This window comes from Gimesia panareensis, from assembly GCF_007748155.1.
GTDB lineage: Bacteria > Planctomycetota > Planctomycetia > Planctomycetales > Planctomycetaceae > Gimesia > Gimesia panareensis.
In genome coordinates this window covers 2,353,862-2,368,816 of record NZ_CP037421.1, presented here as the reverse complement: position 1 = coordinate 2,368,816, position 14,955 = coordinate 2,353,862, and the positions used below count along the sequence as shown (strand labels likewise).

Annotated in this window: 16 protein-coding genes; 14 read left to right on the top strand and 2 right to left on the bottom strand. The window is 52.3% G+C overall.

The genetic code is table 11. The annotated features are described in order from the left end of the window. The first annotated feature begins 25 nt into the window (after window positions 1–25). The 13 genes from Enr10x_RS08740 to Enr10x_RS08680 all read left to right on the top strand — a co-directional run bounded on the left by Enr10x_RS08740 (window position 26) and on the right by Enr10x_RS08680 (window position 10,329). Complete coding sequence (locus tag Enr10x_RS08740) at window positions 26–409, top strand: hypothetical protein (protein WP_145109144.1); 384 nt, start codon at window positions 26–28, stop codon at window positions 407–409. A 66-nt stretch (window positions 410–475) separates the two neighbouring features. Next, window positions 476–1,342 (top strand): F0F1 ATP synthase subunit A, encoded by an 867-nt coding sequence (atpB, locus tag Enr10x_RS08735; protein ID WP_145109147.1) that lies wholly within the window; start codon window positions 476–478, stop codon window positions 1,340–1,342. Window positions 1,343–1,492: 150 nt separating this feature from the next. Next, the gene (locus Enr10x_RS08730) at window positions 1,493–1,711 is read left to right on the top strand and encodes an ATP synthase F0 subunit C (protein ID WP_145116309.1); all 219 of its coding nucleotides are present in this window, start codon (window positions 1,493–1,495) and stop codon (window positions 1,709–1,711) included. 106 nt (window positions 1,712–1,817) lie between these two features. After that, a complete protein-coding gene (gene atpF / locus Enr10x_RS08725; protein WP_145109149.1) occupies window positions 1,818–2,444 on the top strand; it encodes a F0F1 ATP synthase subunit B in 627 nt (208 codons plus the stop codon). A 77-nt stretch (window positions 2,445–2,521) separates the two neighbouring features. Next, the gene (gene atpH, locus Enr10x_RS08720) at window positions 2,522–3,166 is read left to right on the top strand and encodes an ATP synthase F1 subunit delta (RefSeq protein ID WP_145109151.1); all 645 of its coding nucleotides are present in this window, start codon (window positions 2,522–2,524) and stop codon (window positions 3,164–3,166) included. Then, window positions 3,117–4,634 carry a F0F1 ATP synthase subunit alpha gene (atpA, locus tag Enr10x_RS08715; RefSeq protein ID WP_145109154.1) on the top strand — a complete coding sequence of 506 codons (1,518 nt, stop codon included), beginning with the start codon at window positions 3,117–3,119 and terminating at the stop codon, window positions 4,632–4,634. Before atpH ends, atpA begins: the two co-directional genes overlap by 50 nt. Window positions 4,635–4,694: 60 nt before the next feature. Beyond that, window positions 4,695–5,567, top strand: coding sequence for an ATP synthase F1 subunit gamma (gene atpG, locus Enr10x_RS08710; protein WP_145109157.1), 873 nt, complete (start codon window positions 4,695–4,697; stop codon window positions 5,565–5,567). A 73-nt stretch (window positions 5,568–5,640) separates the two neighbouring features. Next, a complete protein-coding gene (gene atpD / locus Enr10x_RS08705) occupies window positions 5,641–7,095 on the top strand; it encodes a F0F1 ATP synthase subunit beta (protein ID WP_145109160.1) in 1,455 nt (484 codons plus the stop codon). Window positions 7,096–7,190: 95 nt separating this feature from the next. Then, window positions 7,191–7,592: a FoF1 ATP synthase subunit delta/epsilon gene (locus Enr10x_RS08700; RefSeq protein WP_145109163.1), complete on the top strand. Its 402-nt coding sequence runs from the start codon at window positions 7,191–7,193 to the stop codon at window positions 7,590–7,592. Window positions 7,593–7,696: 104 nt separating this feature from the next. Next, on the top strand, window positions 7,697–7,897 hold the full coding sequence (locus Enr10x_RS08695) for a hypothetical protein (protein WP_145109166.1): 201 nt from the start codon (window positions 7,697–7,699) through the stop codon (window positions 7,895–7,897). A 188-nt stretch (window positions 7,898–8,085) separates the two neighbouring features. Further along, window positions 8,086–8,574, top strand: a complete 489-nt coding sequence (locus tag Enr10x_RS08690) for a hypothetical protein (protein WP_145109169.1) — start codon at window positions 8,086–8,088, stop codon at window positions 8,572–8,574. 55 nt (window positions 8,575–8,629) lie between these two features. Further along, a complete protein-coding gene (locus Enr10x_RS08685; RefSeq protein ID WP_145448791.1) occupies window positions 8,630–9,775 on the top strand; it encodes a hypothetical protein in 1,146 nt (381 codons plus the stop codon). Window positions 9,776–9,891: 116 nt separating this feature from the next. Continuing rightward, window positions 9,892–10,329 (top strand): nucleoside deaminase, encoded by a 438-nt coding sequence (locus Enr10x_RS08680; RefSeq protein ID WP_145448790.1) that lies wholly within the window; start codon window positions 9,892–9,894, stop codon window positions 10,327–10,329. A 37-nt stretch (window positions 10,330–10,366) separates the two neighbouring features. On the opposite strand, the gene Enr10x_RS08675 is transcribed toward Enr10x_RS08680, so the two are convergent. Beyond that, window positions 10,367–11,797, bottom strand: a complete 1,431-nt coding sequence (locus tag Enr10x_RS08675) for a DcaP family trimeric outer membrane transporter (protein WP_145448789.1) — start codon at window positions 11,795–11,797, stop codon at window positions 10,367–10,369. Between the two features lie 275 nt (window positions 11,798–12,072). On the opposite strand from Enr10x_RS08675, the gene Enr10x_RS08670 reads away from it, so the two are divergent. Continuing rightward, window positions 12,073–12,762 (top strand): SGNH/GDSL hydrolase family protein, encoded by a 690-nt coding sequence (locus Enr10x_RS08670; RefSeq protein WP_197997541.1) that lies wholly within the window; start codon window positions 12,073–12,075, stop codon window positions 12,760–12,762. Between the two features lie 78 nt (window positions 12,763–12,840). On the opposite strand, the gene Enr10x_RS08665 is transcribed toward Enr10x_RS08670, so the two are convergent. Continuing rightward, the gene (locus Enr10x_RS08665) at window positions 12,841–14,214 is read right to left on the bottom strand and encodes a DUF1501 domain-containing protein (RefSeq protein WP_145448787.1); all 1,374 of its coding nucleotides are present in this window, start codon (window positions 14,212–14,214) and stop codon (window positions 12,841–12,843) included. Between the last annotated feature and the right edge of the window lie 741 nt (window positions 14,215–14,955).

Below are 14,955 nucleotides of genomic sequence, written 5' to 3'. Positions count from 1 at the left end.
GATCAAACAAAAATACCCGCTGACCATGCAACCCACACCCAAGACCATAGACACTCCTTTCAAACAGTGCGGCATATTAACCGCTGCACTGTTGGGTTTGTTCGCGGTACTTTATGTGCCGGCGCAAATGATGGTCGGCCCTCAGGCGGTGGAAGGTCTGGCTTATGCAACATTACTCTGCCTGACCCCGGGTCTGATTATCTTTCTGGCAGCCGGTTTTCTGTATCGCGATGCTTCTCCAGTGGCTGTAATGGGTGTCTCCACATTGCTGCGTCTGATGATTGTCGGGATAGGCACTCTGATTATTTTGAAACTCAAAGCTGATTTCGGGTTACCCGAATTTTTGATTTGGTTATTGATTTGTTACTTTGCGTCTCTATTGGTTGAAACCTTGCTACTCATTCGGTAATCTGCCGAAGCCGTTTGGTACTGACTGGGTTTTGCATAAAAACAATAATGGAATTGAGCTGAAACAATGGCCGCAGGTCACGCTGACAAATTTCATCATGTTCGCGATTTCGGGCATTTCGAACTCCCCTCCGGGTATCATTTGCAACTGCCTGAGATTTTTGGAATGCAGATTACGAAATTCATGCTGTTGCAGCTGGTGGCAGTCGTCTTTCTGTTCTTCGTATTCCGGGGGCTGGCCAAACGGGCTGCCGGCGGACAGGTTGTCACCGGTCGCTGGTGGAATTTCTGGGAATCGATCGTGATCTACATGCGGGACGAAGTGGTGCGCCCGACGATTGGTGAAGGACATCACCACGACGATGATCACGATCACGGACATCATCAGGAAGGTCCTGCCGTGGGGCATCCTGCTGATAAATACCTGCCCTTCGTGCTCTCCTGTTTCTTCTACGTTCTGGTCTGTAACCTGTTGGGGGCGATTCCCTGGCTGGGTTCCGCGACCGGTGAATTGAACGTGACCATGGCGCTGGCGTTTACCACGTTTTGTGCCGTCATCATGTATGGCTCCCGTGAGCAGGGAGTGATTCGTTTCTGGCTGTCGCTGGCCCCCTCCATGGAGCTGCCGATGGCATTAAAAGTAATCCTGTTACCCATGATCTGGGTGATTGAGCTGGCAGGTTTTTTGATTAAACATGCCGTACTGGCAATTCGATTGTTTGCCAACATCATGGCCGGGCATACGGTGATCGCCGTCTTCCTCGGATTCATTGCCATGACTGCGGATACTGGTATGTGGGCGATCGTCATGCCCTCCAGTATTATTGCACAGATTTTAGTTGGCTTGCTGGAACTGTTTGTAGCGTTTCTGCAGGCATATGTTTTTGCGTTTCTTGCAACACTGTTTATCGGGGCTGCTGTCAATCCTCACTAGAGGCACAGTCGGTTTCCGAACGGTCTTGCTTAGTATATTTCGTTTTGAGTGTTCCTCGTTGAGAAAGGTCAGGGGATAAAAACAATGATCCAGGCTTTACGGATTATGTACATGACATGCGTTGTTGTATTGGCCACAGCTGTTCCTGCAATGGCACAAGAAGGTAGTGGTGCAATTTCACTGGGAGCCCTCGGTGCGGGTGTCACAATTATCGGTGCCGGATTCGGTATTGGTAAGATCGGTGCTTCTGCTGTAGAAGCCATCGCACGTCAGCCAGAAGCTGGTGGTAAGATTCAGACCGCGATGATTATTGCAGCTGCGTTGATCGAAGGTGCTACCTTCTTCGCACTCATCATCTGCATGTCCTAATCAGATTTGGACATGCAAACTGGAATTACCCGGGAAGTAGCCGTCCTCAGTGGATGAGTTCGAATTCAAGACTGTTTTTCTGACAACACTGTGAGAATCATTGATCATGTTTAAAAGTCTTTTTACCAACCGATGCATCATCATGCTGTTTATTATTGGTGGCGTGATATTGGGCAGTGGACTGATTGGCGCGGACGCAACGCTGTTTGCCGCTGAAGATGCCGGTCATCATTCAGGCCCGCCATTGGGATGGAAGACCGACCTGGCACTGTGGTCATTCATTGTCTTCGTCGCATTTATCATCGTCCTGCGGGCATTTGCCTGGGGACCGCTGATCGAAGCCCTGGATGCCCGCGAACTGAGAGTCGTAAACGCAATCAATGAAGCAGAATCAAAGCAGCGTGAGTCAGAAGAGCTTGTCAAGGAACATGCTCAGAAGATTGAGGCGGCTCAGGACGAAATCCAGGCGATGATGGTCGAGGCTCGTTCTGATGCAGATCGCATCAAGCAGGACATTCTCGAACAGGCACGTCAGGAAGCGGAGTCTATCAAGACGCACGCTGTCGAGGAAATTGAACGCGCCCGGGAACTGGCTTTGAAAGATCTGTTCGATCAGATGAACAGCCGGGTAATTGATGCGACAGAACATGTGCTGGGACGAGCCCTCAATGATTCCGATCGCGATCGGCTTGTTGAAGAAGCCCTGTCTCAGATTTCGGGCAGTTCGAACTGAAACAAACGATAAAACTTATTCAAACCCGTTGTAGCAAGTTTGAATTATTCATCCTTTAGCAGTGAGTTGTGATCAGCGTGAACGATCAGGAACAAGTCAAAGCTCGGATTCCCAGTGTGATGGATGACCCTGGTGCCATTTCGGTGGCCAAGGTCTATGCCAAAGCATTTCTGGGTTCAATCTCCGAGGCAGAGAAAGACTCCACCCTTGAGGAGTTTGCTGAATTTCTGAATGCCGTTCTGGTCCAGTACCCCGAATTCGGAAAAATGCTCACCACTCGATCGCTCAATAAAGAAGAATCTTTAAAGCTGATCGATCGGGCGATTGCCCCGCATGCATCGGAACTTCTCACGAACTTCCTGCGTGTGCTGGGACGGCATGAGCGACTGGATCTGTTACAGCAGATTTACAAACAGATCAATAAACTGCGAGATGCTGAAGCCGGCAAAAAGGCCGTTGTGGTTAAGTCGGCGACAGAACTCTCGGAAGGTATTTTAAACAGCATTCAACAGCGTTTGAATGAATCGCTGGGATTCATCCCGGTATTGCAAGCATCCATAGACCAGTCCGTACTAGGCGGCCTGGTGATTCAGGTTGATGACACAGTTTATGATGGTTCTCTGCGGACTCGATTGAAACAATTACGAGGACGTTTAGACAATAGGAGCATTCATGAAATTCAAAGCGGACGAGATCGCTTCAGTTATCCAGAAGGAAATTGAAGACTTTCGCGGCGAAATCGAAACCAGTGAAGTGGGACGGGTCCTGGAAGTGGGCGATGGTATCGCACGCGTCTATGGACTGTCTTCAGCCATGTCTGGTGAAATGGTTGAGTTTTCCAATGGTGTACGTGGCCAGGTCTTCAACCTTGAAGAAAATTCGGTCGGTATCATCATCTTCGGTGATTACCTTTCGATTGCCGAAGGGGATGAAGTACGCAGCACAGGTGCCCTGCTCTCCGTGCCCGTGAGTGACAACCTGCTGGGCCGGGTGATTGACCCGCTGGGGGTACCACTGGATGGAAAAGGCCCGATTGTGGCTACTGAATCCAGACCGCTGGAAGTTGCCGCTCCCGGCGTCGCAGCCCGTCAGCCTGTGAAACAGCCTCTGGCCACCGGTATCAAGGCAATCGATGCCATGACCCCGATCGGACGGGGTCAGCGCGAGCTGATCATCGGAGACCGGAAGACCGGTAAGACCGCCATCGCCATCGATACGATCCTGAACCAGAAGGGGAAGGACGTTGTCTGTGTCTATGTTGGCTGTGGTCAGCGGTCCGCCAGTATTGCCGGTGTGGTAGCCCAGTTGGAAGAGCACGGCGCAATGGACTACACCGTTGTCGTTGCCGCCTCTTCGAGTGACCCTGCTCCGCTGCAGTACATCGCTCCCTACGCTGGTGCCGCAATTGCCGAATACTATATGTACCAGGGCAAACACACGCTGGTGGTTTACGATGACCTGTCCAAACAGGCTCAGGCTTATCGCCAGCTGTCACTGCTGATGCGTCGTCCTCCCGGACGTGAAGCTTATCCGGGTGACGTATTCTACTGTCACAGCCGTCTGCTGGAACGGTCTGCCCGTCTGAGTGATGAACTGGGTGGCGGTTCGATGACTGCTCTGCCGATCATCGAAACACTGGAAGGGGAAGTATCCGCGTACATTCCCACCAACGTGATTTCGATCACCGACGGTCAGATCTACCTGGAACCCGACCTGTTCTTCGCCGGGATTCGTCCCGCGATTAACGTGGGTATCAGTGTGTCTCGCGTGGGTGGTAACGCTCAGACGAAAGCAACCAAGAGTGTTTCCGGTAGTCTGCGTCTTGACCTGGCGGCCTTCCGTGAACTGGAAGCCTTCGCCCAGATGGGTACCGAACTGGACAAAGCAACTCAAGCCCAGCTGGACCGCGGTTACCGCATGGTCGAACTGCTGAAGCAACCGCAGTTCAAGCCGATGGCGATGGCCGACCAGGTGGTCAGTCTGTTCGCGGGAACTAAAGGTTACCTCGACCAGGTGCCAATCAACCAGGTACAGGAAGCTGAAAACGAGATGCTGCAGTTCATCCATGACCAGTATCCGGAAATTACAGATAAGATCACTGAAACCGGACAGCTGGAAGACGACACGGTCGAACAGCTCAAATCGGTACTGACGACCTTTATCGAGCAGTATCTGCGTAAAAACGCGTAGTCGGACTCGTACTTGTAACTCATTGCTTGCACAGTTAATCGAAAACAGGTTTAGAATCTAATGGCCAAAGCACGTGCCATCGTCAAACGACTAAAGGCAGTTAAAAACATCCGTAAGATCACACGGACCATGGAACTGATCGCCACCGCGCGATTTAAGAAAGCCATGGACCGTGCTGCGGAAGCGGCTGCCTATACAAAAAAGATTTCCGAGCTTGTCGCAGACCTGTCCCAGGCAAACCTGGAGTTCCATCATCCCCTGCTGGAGAAACACGAAACCGAAAAGAACGCAGTTTTGCTCGTGCTGACTTCCAACCGGGGATTATGTGGCGGTTACAATACCGGCGTGCTGAAACAGGCGTTGAAACGTTACCAGAATTTGCAGGCGAACGGTCAGAATGTGCGTCTGGAAGTTTCCGGGAAACGCGGCATCAGCTTTTTGAAGTTCCAGGGCATTTCGGCTGACGCCACTTATACACACTTCGAAGATCGTCCGACCTTTGAAGAAGTGGATGAACTGGCCAGCCGCTACATTACGGAATACATCGAAGGCAAGATCGATCGACTCGACGTTGCCTACACCGAGTTTGTGTCTTCCTCTCGTCAGGAAGCAGTCATTCACTCTCTGCTGCCGATCGGTGCCCTGGAAGCATCGGAATCCGAAACTTCAGAGAGTTACGATTACGAGTTTCTTCCGTCCGCTCAGGAAATCCTGGAAGAAATCGTACCAACAGCCTTTAAGGCTCGTTTATTTAAATGCTTCCTCGATGCAGCGGTCAGTGAGCAGATTGCCCGTATGGTAGCCATGAAGGGAGCCACAGAGAACGCCAATGAAATGGTGGGAACTCTGTCTGCTCAGTATAACCGTGCACGACAGACCCAGATTACGTCGGAAATTCTCGAAATCATCGGTGGGGCAGCTGCCCTGGAGTAGTTTCCGGCCTTCTTGGCATGGCACATTATGGTTTTTTACAGATTGATCAACATCAGAAAGTAGAGACATATCAATGGCGACAACCGAAGCCAGTACAACAAGTTCAGTTGGCAAAATCACTCAGATCATTGGATCTACGTTTGATGCTGAGTTTCCCGAGCATCAGTTGCCGGAAATCTACAACGCTTTGACTGTCAATGAAACCATCAAAGGTGTTGAGATCAAAGTGACCGGGGAAGTTCAGCAGCACCTGGGTGGCGGTCGTGTCCGCTGTGTGGCTCTGGGTTCTACCGACGGTATGGTCCGCGGGATGAACGTGAATGATACCGGAGCTCCCGTATCGGTGCCCGTCGGTAAGGGAACCCTGGGACGCGTCTTCAACCTGCTGGGCGATCCCGTTGATGGACGCGGTGCTGTCGAAACCGATGAGCACTGGCCGATCCACCGGAAAGCGCCTGCCCTGGAAAACCTGAGTGCCAAAACCGAGCTGTTCGAAACCGGGATCAAAGTGGTCGACCTGCTGACCCCGTTCGTGCGTGGTGGTAAAGCCGGACTGTTCGGTGGTGCCGGTCTGGGTAAGACCGTGATTCTGACCGAGTTGATCGCCCGTATCGCCAGTGCCCACGGTGGTTACTCCGTGTTCGCCGGTGTGGGTGAACGGACCCGTGAAGGAAACGACCTCTGGCTGGAAATGCAGGAAACCAAGATTGGCCAGACCGATCGCTCCGTGATTGAGCAGACCTGCATGGTGTTTGGTCAGATGAACGAGCCGCCTGGTGCCCGTCTGCGTGTCGCTCTGTCCGCTCTGACGATGGCAGAATGGTTCCGTGACACCACCGGTACCGATACCCTGCTCTTCGTCGACAACATCTTCCGTTTCTCTCAGGCTGGATCGGAAGTATCCGCACTCCTGGGACGTATGCCTTCCGCTGTGGGTTATCAGCCGACACTGGGTACCGAGCTGGGAGAACTGCAGGAACGAATTACTTCGACCAAGAACGGGGCGATCACCAGTGTGCAGGCTGTGTATGTACCTGCAGACGACCCGACCGACCCTGCACCGGCAACTGCCTTCTCCCACCTGGACGCGTTCATTTACCTGGAACGTAAGATCTCGGAAAAAGGGATTTACCCGGCCATCGATCCGCTGGCTTCTTCCAGTCGTATTCTGGACCCGCAGTATGTGGGTGAGCGTCACTACCGGGTCGCTCGTGAAGTACAGCAGACTCTGCAGCGTTATCGCGAACTGCAGGACATCATCGCGATTCTCGGTGTCGATGAATTGAGCGAAGAAGACAAACTGATTGTGCACCGTGCCCGCCGTATCGAGCGGTTCCTGTCACAGCCGTTCCTCGTGGCGGAAGTCTTCACTGGTAAGGAAGGTAAGATCACCCCGCTGGAAGACACCATTCGCAGCTTTGAAGAAATCTGTGCCGGTAAGTGGGATCACCTGCCGGAAGCCGCCTTCATGTATGTGGGTGCGGTGGAAGAAGCCGAAGAACAAGCCAAGAAAATGGCTGAGAAATAAGACGTTTTCGCACGTCGTGATCAGACGATGGTCGAAACGGGTTTCGGCCATCATGTTACTCTGAAATCCTGTTTTTAATTGTGGTAAGAGCACCCATGGCTCAAGAATTTCGTCTGTTATTAGTCACTCCGGAAACGACTCTGCTGGATCAGTCCATCCAGAGCCTGCGTTGTACTCTGTTTGACGGTCAAATCGGAATTCTCCCCGGTCGGATGCCTATGGTAGGTCGTCTGGGATTTGGCGAACTGGTGTTCGAATCCGGTGAAGGAAATGAAAACCGCTACTTTGTCGATGGCGGGTTCCTGCAGGTTAAGGGTTCGGTGATCTCAGTCCTGACCGAACAGGCGATTCCTGTCAGCCAGCTGAATGCCGAGGAAGCGGAGAAGCAGCTCGAAGAAGCCCTCTCTCAAACCGCAATCGGCGACGATCAGTGCCTCGCCCGCGAACGGGATCAGGATCGTGCCCGGGCGATGGTAGCACTGGCTCATCAGAAATAACCTGTTTTACAGGTTCAAAAGACATCTTGATCTGCAGCTGTGAATCTCATAAATAAGCTGAAATGCCCCGTGCGTTTCAGCTTATTTTTTTTCTGGAGCCGTACATGACTGACGCGGAATCCCGCCAACCCGCCCCGCGCCCCTCGGTTGGAGTTCTCTTCAAATGCTGTCAGGTTTACAGCAGAATCTATGCAAACCATGATCTGACAGCCTATGCCGGGCATTGTCCCCGCTGTGCTGCCCGGATCGAAGTTCCCATCTCAAAGGAAGGGGGATCGACCAGCCGGTTCACCTCTGGCTCCTAACTTATTATGGTAAAAAGCCTTATCTCCAATATAAATCTTGAGTTCTCACCCAGAAAAATGCCACTTCCCGCCAGAATCGTCTTGAGCTAAATCCTGATTTGCTCTAGGATTCGCCGCAATTGATCAAATCAACACTTCAGATTTATCTGCCGTTCTGCCCTGCCTGTTCCTGATTTGAGCTTTTCCAAATGGATTATCATCTAAAACCTTTAGGGAAAACCTGTTCCTCGACGGGAAAAGAATTTGTTCCCGGCGAAACTGTGCATTCTGTAATCGTCGATCAGAATGGTCATCTCACCCGTCTGGACTTTGCAGAGGAAGCCTGGACCGGTCCCCCGGAAGGGGCTGTCGGAGACTGGAAGCTGCAGGTCCCCGAGCCGGCAGCACAAGGGGCTCGAAAAATCGATCCCGATGCCATGATGCAATATTTTGAGCAGCTGTATGAAAATCCAAACCAGGTTCAGGAAAAGTTCCTGTATGTGCTGGCCCTGTTTCTGGTACAGAAACGGCGGCTGAAACTGGACGGCTCGCGGGATGAGGATCAGACATCCTATCTGCAACTGTCCGGAACCCATGGCGAGGGCAATTTTGAAATTCGAGATCAGAACCTGGAAGAGTCTGAAATTGAAGCTTTGCAACAACAGTTGAACACCCAGTTTTTAGAAGAGTGGGAATAAGGAAGCCTCCCGCTACGGACCAGTCAATATGTCGCATGTTCAAGGAAGAACAGATATGAAGAGATCCAGGCTGATCTTTCATCGGTTGCGCGCCGCAACTCAAGTCTGCACCCTGATCTGCTGTCTTCTGCTGCTCTCTGCCTGCTCGTCCGTACGAACCTTTCTGCCAAACCAGGCCCCCGTCTGCGTGCTGCCCCCGAATGCCAGTTACACCCAGATCGTGAATCATCTCAATGCTCAGACTGAGGGAGTTTACGGCTGGCAATCCTCGTCAGTCAAAATCCGTGCCCGTCAGAAAGGGGGCATTCCGGTCAGCCTGAGTGCCATGCTGGCCGTGGAACAGCCCCAGCGATTCCGCCTGGTTGCCAGTTCTCCGTTAGGACCCGAAGTTGACTTTGGTTCGAATGATGAACGGTTCTGGTTCTGGGTCAAACGCAGCGATCAGAAAAACATCTTTACCGTCCGGCACGATCAATACGAGGCGATGGGCTCTCAACTGAATATTCCTTTCGAGCCAGGCTGGCTGCTGGAGGCCCTGCGGGTTGTCCCCTTGAACGAAAAAGAGCTTTCCATTCAGAAGGAAGGCCAGAATTCTCCGAATGTCAAACTGATTTCAGACCGTCTGCTGCCCAATGGAAAACTGGTGCAGAAGATTATCGTCGTCAATCTGTGCACGGGGCACATTATCGAACAATCTCTGTACGACAGCCAGGGACAGCGGATCGCAACTGCCACACTGGGTGAATACCGTACCTGCGGAGGCACCAATGCGGTTCTGCCGCATGTCATTAAACTCGACTGGCCCCAGGCCGGGATCGTGATGACGATGACCATGTCACAGATCAGTGTTAATCCGGGGGTCCCCGCCGATGTCTGGGGGCTGCCGCAGATTCCCGGCTATCCGGTTCTGGACCTCGCGGCAGGCATGCCTCGCCCATCTCACCCGGAAGCATCACTGAGACAGCGACCGACGCCGATTGAATCCCGTGTGGCAGAGCGGGTCGAACCAGCCTGGGCCGATTCTCCCGGCCCCGAACCACAGTGGAAACCGGCACAGACTCAACCGCCTGAGTTCGGATTTGAAGAGCCGGCAACCTTCCCCGCCAGTGATTCACTGCCGGCGCCTGAGAAAAATCCGTTCCGTTCGCCCGGCTCATTTGAAGAAACTGCAGAAGAACCGCCCGGACGCGTTCGCCTGTAAGATAACGGGGTCTGGCTCTGTACGTTTCCTTCAAAATCCTGTCGTATTTTTACTCTGAATCCGCTATATCTTGAGCAGAGCGAAGATCGACTTACTTTAGACAGGAGGAGTCACCCATGGACGAATTCATGCAGGCTGCGATTGAAGAGGCGGAACAGGGACTGCAGGAAGGGGGCGTCCCCATAGGTTCGGTGATTGTCTATGAAGGCAAGATCATCGGTCGCGGCCATAACATGCGTCAGCAGCAAGGGAGTGCCATTCTGCACGGTGAGATGTCAGCACTGGAAAATGCGGGCCGACAGCCGGCCAGTGTCTATCGGAATTCGGTGCTCTATACCACACTCTCCCCCTGCCCGATGTGCAGCGGCGCGATCCGCCTGTATCAGATTCCTCGTGTGGTCATCGGAGAAAATAAAACCTTCCTGGGCGATGAAGAACTGCTCAAAGCCAGCGGTGTCGAACTGGAAGTCCTGCAGGACCCGCGGTGCATCGAATTGATGCAGCAGTTTATTGCCGCCCATCCGGATGTCTGGAATGAAGATATCGGCGAGTGACCTGCCCCCCCTGACCTCATCTCACATGATGACAGAATCAGGGCAGATCGAAGATAAACGAGGTCTGCAGCCGGTGAGCATCGCTTGTCGCGCCGCCGACGTTTTCCTTGGTGCCGTAGAGGTATTCGACGCCGATTTTCACATTCTTCAGGGGATTCCAGATCAGGTTGGCTGCCAGGTAGGTAGTCTGTTTGACGTCTGATGAAGCCTGAAATGTGGTCGTGTCCAGGCTATTTTCTGCGTAGGTGAAGTTGGAACTGAGTTCATCGTTCCAGTCATGCGTGAGGCCGACCATCCAGCCAAACATGGGTAACAGACCGGCCTTGTCCGCAGCGGTGGGGGCGGCATCTGGTAGATCCCGATAGCTGCCGATCCCTTCCCCAAACAGAAGCTGCGAGTAGACCTTGGTCCGCTCTGTAATTAACCGTACACCCGTGAAATTGAACCCATAGGCAAAACGGGTGATTACCCTCTGGCCGGTTGGTTGAAAGCCAACAACACGATACAGGCCCGCGACCTGAAACTCACTGATGTCATTTTTATAACGCAGCCGGGTTACGAAATCAGGTGAGGGATTCCGTGCATCGCCGGTGATACCGACAGGAGGTTCAATTATAAAGCTGGTGTCTTCAACTGATACCGCGAATGTGGTGTTGTCATTAAAAATATGTTGTGTCCAGCGGGCCTGGGCCTGTCTGCGATTGACGTTGGAGACGGAGCCTTCAAAGTCAAGTGTGGCGGGAGCGGCAGCCACATCGGCAAAGGTCGTCCAGGTCTGTCCGATCAGTAATGATCCGGATTCTCCGAAGGCATGTCTTAAACGAAACCGGTTTCCTTCACTGAAGAAATCCCCTTCCACATAGACCCGGATCAGATGATCGTCGGTCAGCCAGCGCGTATCAAAACTCAGGCGGGACTGTCGGGCGTGAAACCGGGAATTGGTCCTGTGCGGTGCTCCAATTGGAATGTCGGTCGTCACAAAGGAGTCCGTAGAATCGATGGGATCAAAGTCGTAGATGAAATCCGCTTTGGCGAAGCCTCCAATTTTCATCGCGGCATCCTTACCAAAGATGATCAAACCCTCGGTAAAAGATGGAGCAGAATAAAGGTCCAGTCCGACATTAAACTGCCGGGCATCGGTGAGATAAGGATTCGAGAGCAACTGCGGATTGACACCATCCCCTCCTACGCCCATTGTCAGAGGGGGGACTATCGCCTGGCTGGTTCCCGGAGCCGCCGGTAGCTGAGCGGTATTATCATCGGTCTCATCCAATGAAATGTTGACCCGTCCCGGTTCATCCAAATTGACTCCCGGAGCAAGAGGCTGATCCACAGACAGAAACGGATCATAACTGGAGCGCGCAGCAGGCCCTGGTGGCAGAAACCGACTGTCTTGCGCCCGGACTGTGGCGGGAACAGCGGTCAGTGCCAGTAACAGCGTACAGGCAAAAGTCGTGATCCAGTACATGGGAGTTTCAGGGAGACTGTTTAAAGATGAGAGAGTTGAGGAGAGACAGATTTATAGCAGAAACACAGTTTTGTGGATACTGCGATTTGAAAGAATGATTCCTTGCGCGACATGCCATAAGGCATATATTTACAGACACTTACAATCATTCAGGCAAAGACGGTATACTTGCTTTTCGATGAATTTTATGACTATGATGCATGTCAGCCAGCGAGGACAAAGGCACGGGACTTTGTTCTCTCTTTTTAAATTCAACCCTCAGAAAGATGTCTTCAATGACCAAAGCCCTGCTCCCCCTTTTGATTTGTTTTGCCCTGCTCCAGTTTGGAACCTGCCAGGCCGCAGAGGTGATCAATGCAGGAGTTGGTGGGCACCGGAGTTCCCAACTGCTGAAGCGAGTGGACCGTGATGTGCTTTCAAAACAGCCGACGGTTGTTGTGTTGATGGTAGGAACGAATGATCGGCTCAATTCGGGTGGGTTTATTAATATCAATACCTACCGCAGGAATGTGGAAACGCTGGTCGATAAAATTCAGGCTGGCGGTGCGAAAGTAGTACTGATGACACCACCGACCTGCATTCCGGAGCTGTTGTTTACCCGCCATGATGCGAAGAAATATGCCGACCAGTCTCCTGTGGAACGAATGAAAGAGGTGCGCCAGGTTCTGCTCAAGATTGCCCGCGCGAAGCAGATTCCCGTGATCGATTTTCATGACTACCTGATTGACCACAAGCTCGCGGATGACTCAAAAACCAGCGTGATCCGTAATCCAGCGAACAGCGGCATTAAAGACGGAGTGCACCTGACGCCGGCCGGATATCAGCTGCTGGCGAGACTGGTGGCTGAGAAACTCAAAGCCGAACAGCTGAATTTGACAAAGGTCATCTGCTTTGGGGACAGCCTGACGAAAGGCTCAAAGAATGCGAACTACCCGGCTTATCTGGAAGAGCTTCTGAAACAGTAAGACCAGCAGAACGTGAGTCAATAAAACAGGGACAGTTGGGATACACTCCCCACTGCCCCTTATTTGTTCATTCCAGTATCAGATCAGTTCATGAATCGGTTCGATGCCCTGATCGACCAGATATTGCGGCGTACCGGCCGTGTCGAAGATGCGGGTGCCGTTCAGATCCAGGCCGACGTTCTGATAGAGCGTCGCAAAGACTTCCTGGAACTTGACCGGACGTTCTTCCGCGTATTCTCCTTTGCGGTTGGTTCGACCGATGACCTGACCGGCCTGCATACCTCCCCCGGCCAGCATGGCACAGGAGACCCGCGGCCAGTGATCGCGGCTGTTGTTCTTATTGATCTTCGGCGTGCGTCCGAATTCGCCCCAGACGACAACGGAAACGTCTTTATCGAGTCCTCGTTCGTGCAGATCGGTTACAAGAGCTGAGAGCCCCTGGTCGAGACGCGGAAATTCTTCTCGCGACTTGGGGAAGTTCATCCCGTCCGGACCATGCCAGTCCCAGCGACTGTAGTTCAGGGAGACGAACCTAGCTCCTGCTTCAACCAGCCGACGGGCCATGCAGAAGTTTTCGATCATGGGCGGTGCTCCGTCCCGCTGGAACTTTTCGCTGCTCTCACCGTAGCGGGCCAGGATCTCGGGATCTTCCTTGGAGAGGTCGAGCGCATCCGCCAGTTTGGATGTGGTCAGAATATTCATTGCCTGTTGCGAATAGACGTCCATACTCTCCATCAGACCGGTGGTGTCCGCATCGCGGCGGAATGAATCGAAAGCCTGCTGCAGTTTGACCCGATCGCGCAGGCGCTCCAGGGTGATCCCCTGTAGAATCATGTTATCCGGCGAACTGCGGGCCTTACGACCGACCAGGTTGAAGGGAGCGTATGGCACTCCCAGGAAGCCACCAGTACCCGGTTCACCCCAGGTCCGGTTTCCCGTTTTATACATCAGCGCCACATGTGCGGGGACAGCAGAATTGACCGGGCCCTGCAGTTTCGAAACGAAAGCCCCCGCGGCTGGCCAGCCTCCCGGGGGTTGACGACTGCCGAACGTGCGACCGGTCATGCACTGATACGCGTCATGTCTACCGTCGGCATCGGAAATTGTGCGGATGGGTACAAACTTGTCCATCATCTGGGCCATCCGTGGGAAGAGCTCACAGATTTCAACACCGGGGACATTCGTTTTGATGGGAGCAAATTCACCGCGTATCTCTTTGGGGGCATCCGGCTTGGGATCCCAGAGATCGATGTGCGAAGGGCCACCGGGCAGGTAAATATTGATGATCGCTTTGTGATTACTGCCGGTTTGGCTTTCCGCCTCGGCACGCATGACACCAGGCAGAGAAATTCCCCCCAGTGCCATCCCCCCAATTTTCAGAAAGCTGCGGCGGGAGACGCCATCACAAAAGGTTCCGTTTTTCGCAGTCGGTTTACCCAGAATTGTCAGCATCGGATCACTTCCCTGGAGGCGATGATTTGCGGCACAATCAAATCAACATAAATACACGTTGATATGATAGCATGGGCAATTCTGGTACGCAAACAGAAAGCGAGCTGTAGAAACCAGAAACACTAATTCTTTCATAAGCAGTGATTTATGAATTTGTGATGCTCATCAAAGTGAAACTTTCATCAGTTTTGATTCAACATGGAAGGATAGGGAATATGAGAAAGAGGTATCAAGAGACATCCAGGTCTCTAAACATACATAAGTGACTTCTCGATAAAGAAAGACAGTATTCAATTTTTGGTTAGTTTTTATCCGCCAGCTGATTGAATCAGACAATAACATGGATTGTTTGTGAATACGATACAAGGAGTATCTATGCGCCTATTTTGCTCGATCGGTGCGTTGGTTCTCATGATGAGTTCGACGCTGCATGCCGATATCTTTGACACAATTGAAGACTTTGAGTTGACCTCTTTAAACGTCTTCGATTCTAAACCAGTCAGTGATGTTTCCTGTCTGGATGACTGTTGTGATAACAGTTGCTGCGGCTGCTGTAAGCCCCTTCCCGCACCGATGATGATTGGTGATTATTCGGGGATTCCTCTGGGAGTTTTCAGTGGTGGTGAAGTACTGCTGTATCAGAACAGCTACTCAAAAGTTTCTAGAGGTAGTTTCAAAACCCTAAATTACGTGAACAGTTTGGTATAGTATTTGTAGGAGTACCTCCCCAGAAAGGAGGTC

Bases quoted from the DNA above. Each gene is read 5' to 3' on its own strand.
- Enr10x_RS08740 (WP_145109144.1), top strand. From the start codon at position 26: ATGCAACCCACACCCAAGACCATAGACACTCCTTTCAAACAGTGCGGC.
- atpB (WP_145109147.1), top strand. From the start codon at position 476: ATGGCCGCAGGTCACGCTGACAAATTTCATCATGTTCGCGATTTCGGG.
- Enr10x_RS08730 (WP_145116309.1), top strand. From the start codon at position 1,493: ATGGCACAAGAAGGTAGTGGTGCAATTTCACTGGGAGCCCTCGGTGCG.
- atpF (WP_145109149.1), top strand. From the start codon at position 1,818: ATGTTTAAAAGTCTTTTTACCAACCGATGCATCATCATGCTGTTTATT.
- atpA (WP_145109154.1), top strand. From the start codon at position 3,117: ATGAAATTCAAAGCGGACGAGATCGCTTCAGTTATCCAGAAGGAAATT.
- atpG (WP_145109157.1), top strand. From the start codon at position 4,695: ATGGCCAAAGCACGTGCCATCGTCAAACGACTAAAGGCAGTTAAAAAC.
- atpD (WP_145109160.1), top strand. From the start codon at position 5,641: ATGGCGACAACCGAAGCCAGTACAACAAGTTCAGTTGGCAAAATCACT.
- Enr10x_RS08700 (WP_145109163.1), top strand. From the start codon at position 7,191: ATGGCTCAAGAATTTCGTCTGTTATTAGTCACTCCGGAAACGACTCTG.
- Enr10x_RS08695 (WP_145109166.1), top strand. From the start codon at position 7,697: ATGACTGACGCGGAATCCCGCCAACCCGCCCCGCGCCCCTCGGTTGGA.
- Enr10x_RS08690 (WP_145109169.1), top strand. From the start codon at position 8,086: ATGGATTATCATCTAAAACCTTTAGGGAAAACCTGTTCCTCGACGGGA.
- Enr10x_RS08685 (WP_145448791.1), top strand. From the start codon at position 8,630: ATGAAGAGATCCAGGCTGATCTTTCATCGGTTGCGCGCCGCAACTCAA.
- Enr10x_RS08680 (WP_145448790.1), top strand. From the start codon at position 9,892: ATGGACGAATTCATGCAGGCTGCGATTGAAGAGGCGGAACAGGGACTG.
- Enr10x_RS08675 (WP_145448789.1), bottom strand. From the start codon at position 11,797: ATGTACTGGATCACGACTTTTGCCTGTACGCTGTTACTGGCACTGACC.
- Enr10x_RS08670 (WP_197997541.1), top strand. From the start codon at position 12,073: ATGACCAAAGCCCTGCTCCCCCTTTTGATTTGTTTTGCCCTGCTCCAG.
- Enr10x_RS08665 (WP_145448787.1), bottom strand. From the start codon at position 14,214: ATGCTGACAATTCTGGGTAAACCGACTGCGAAAAACGGAACCTTTTGT.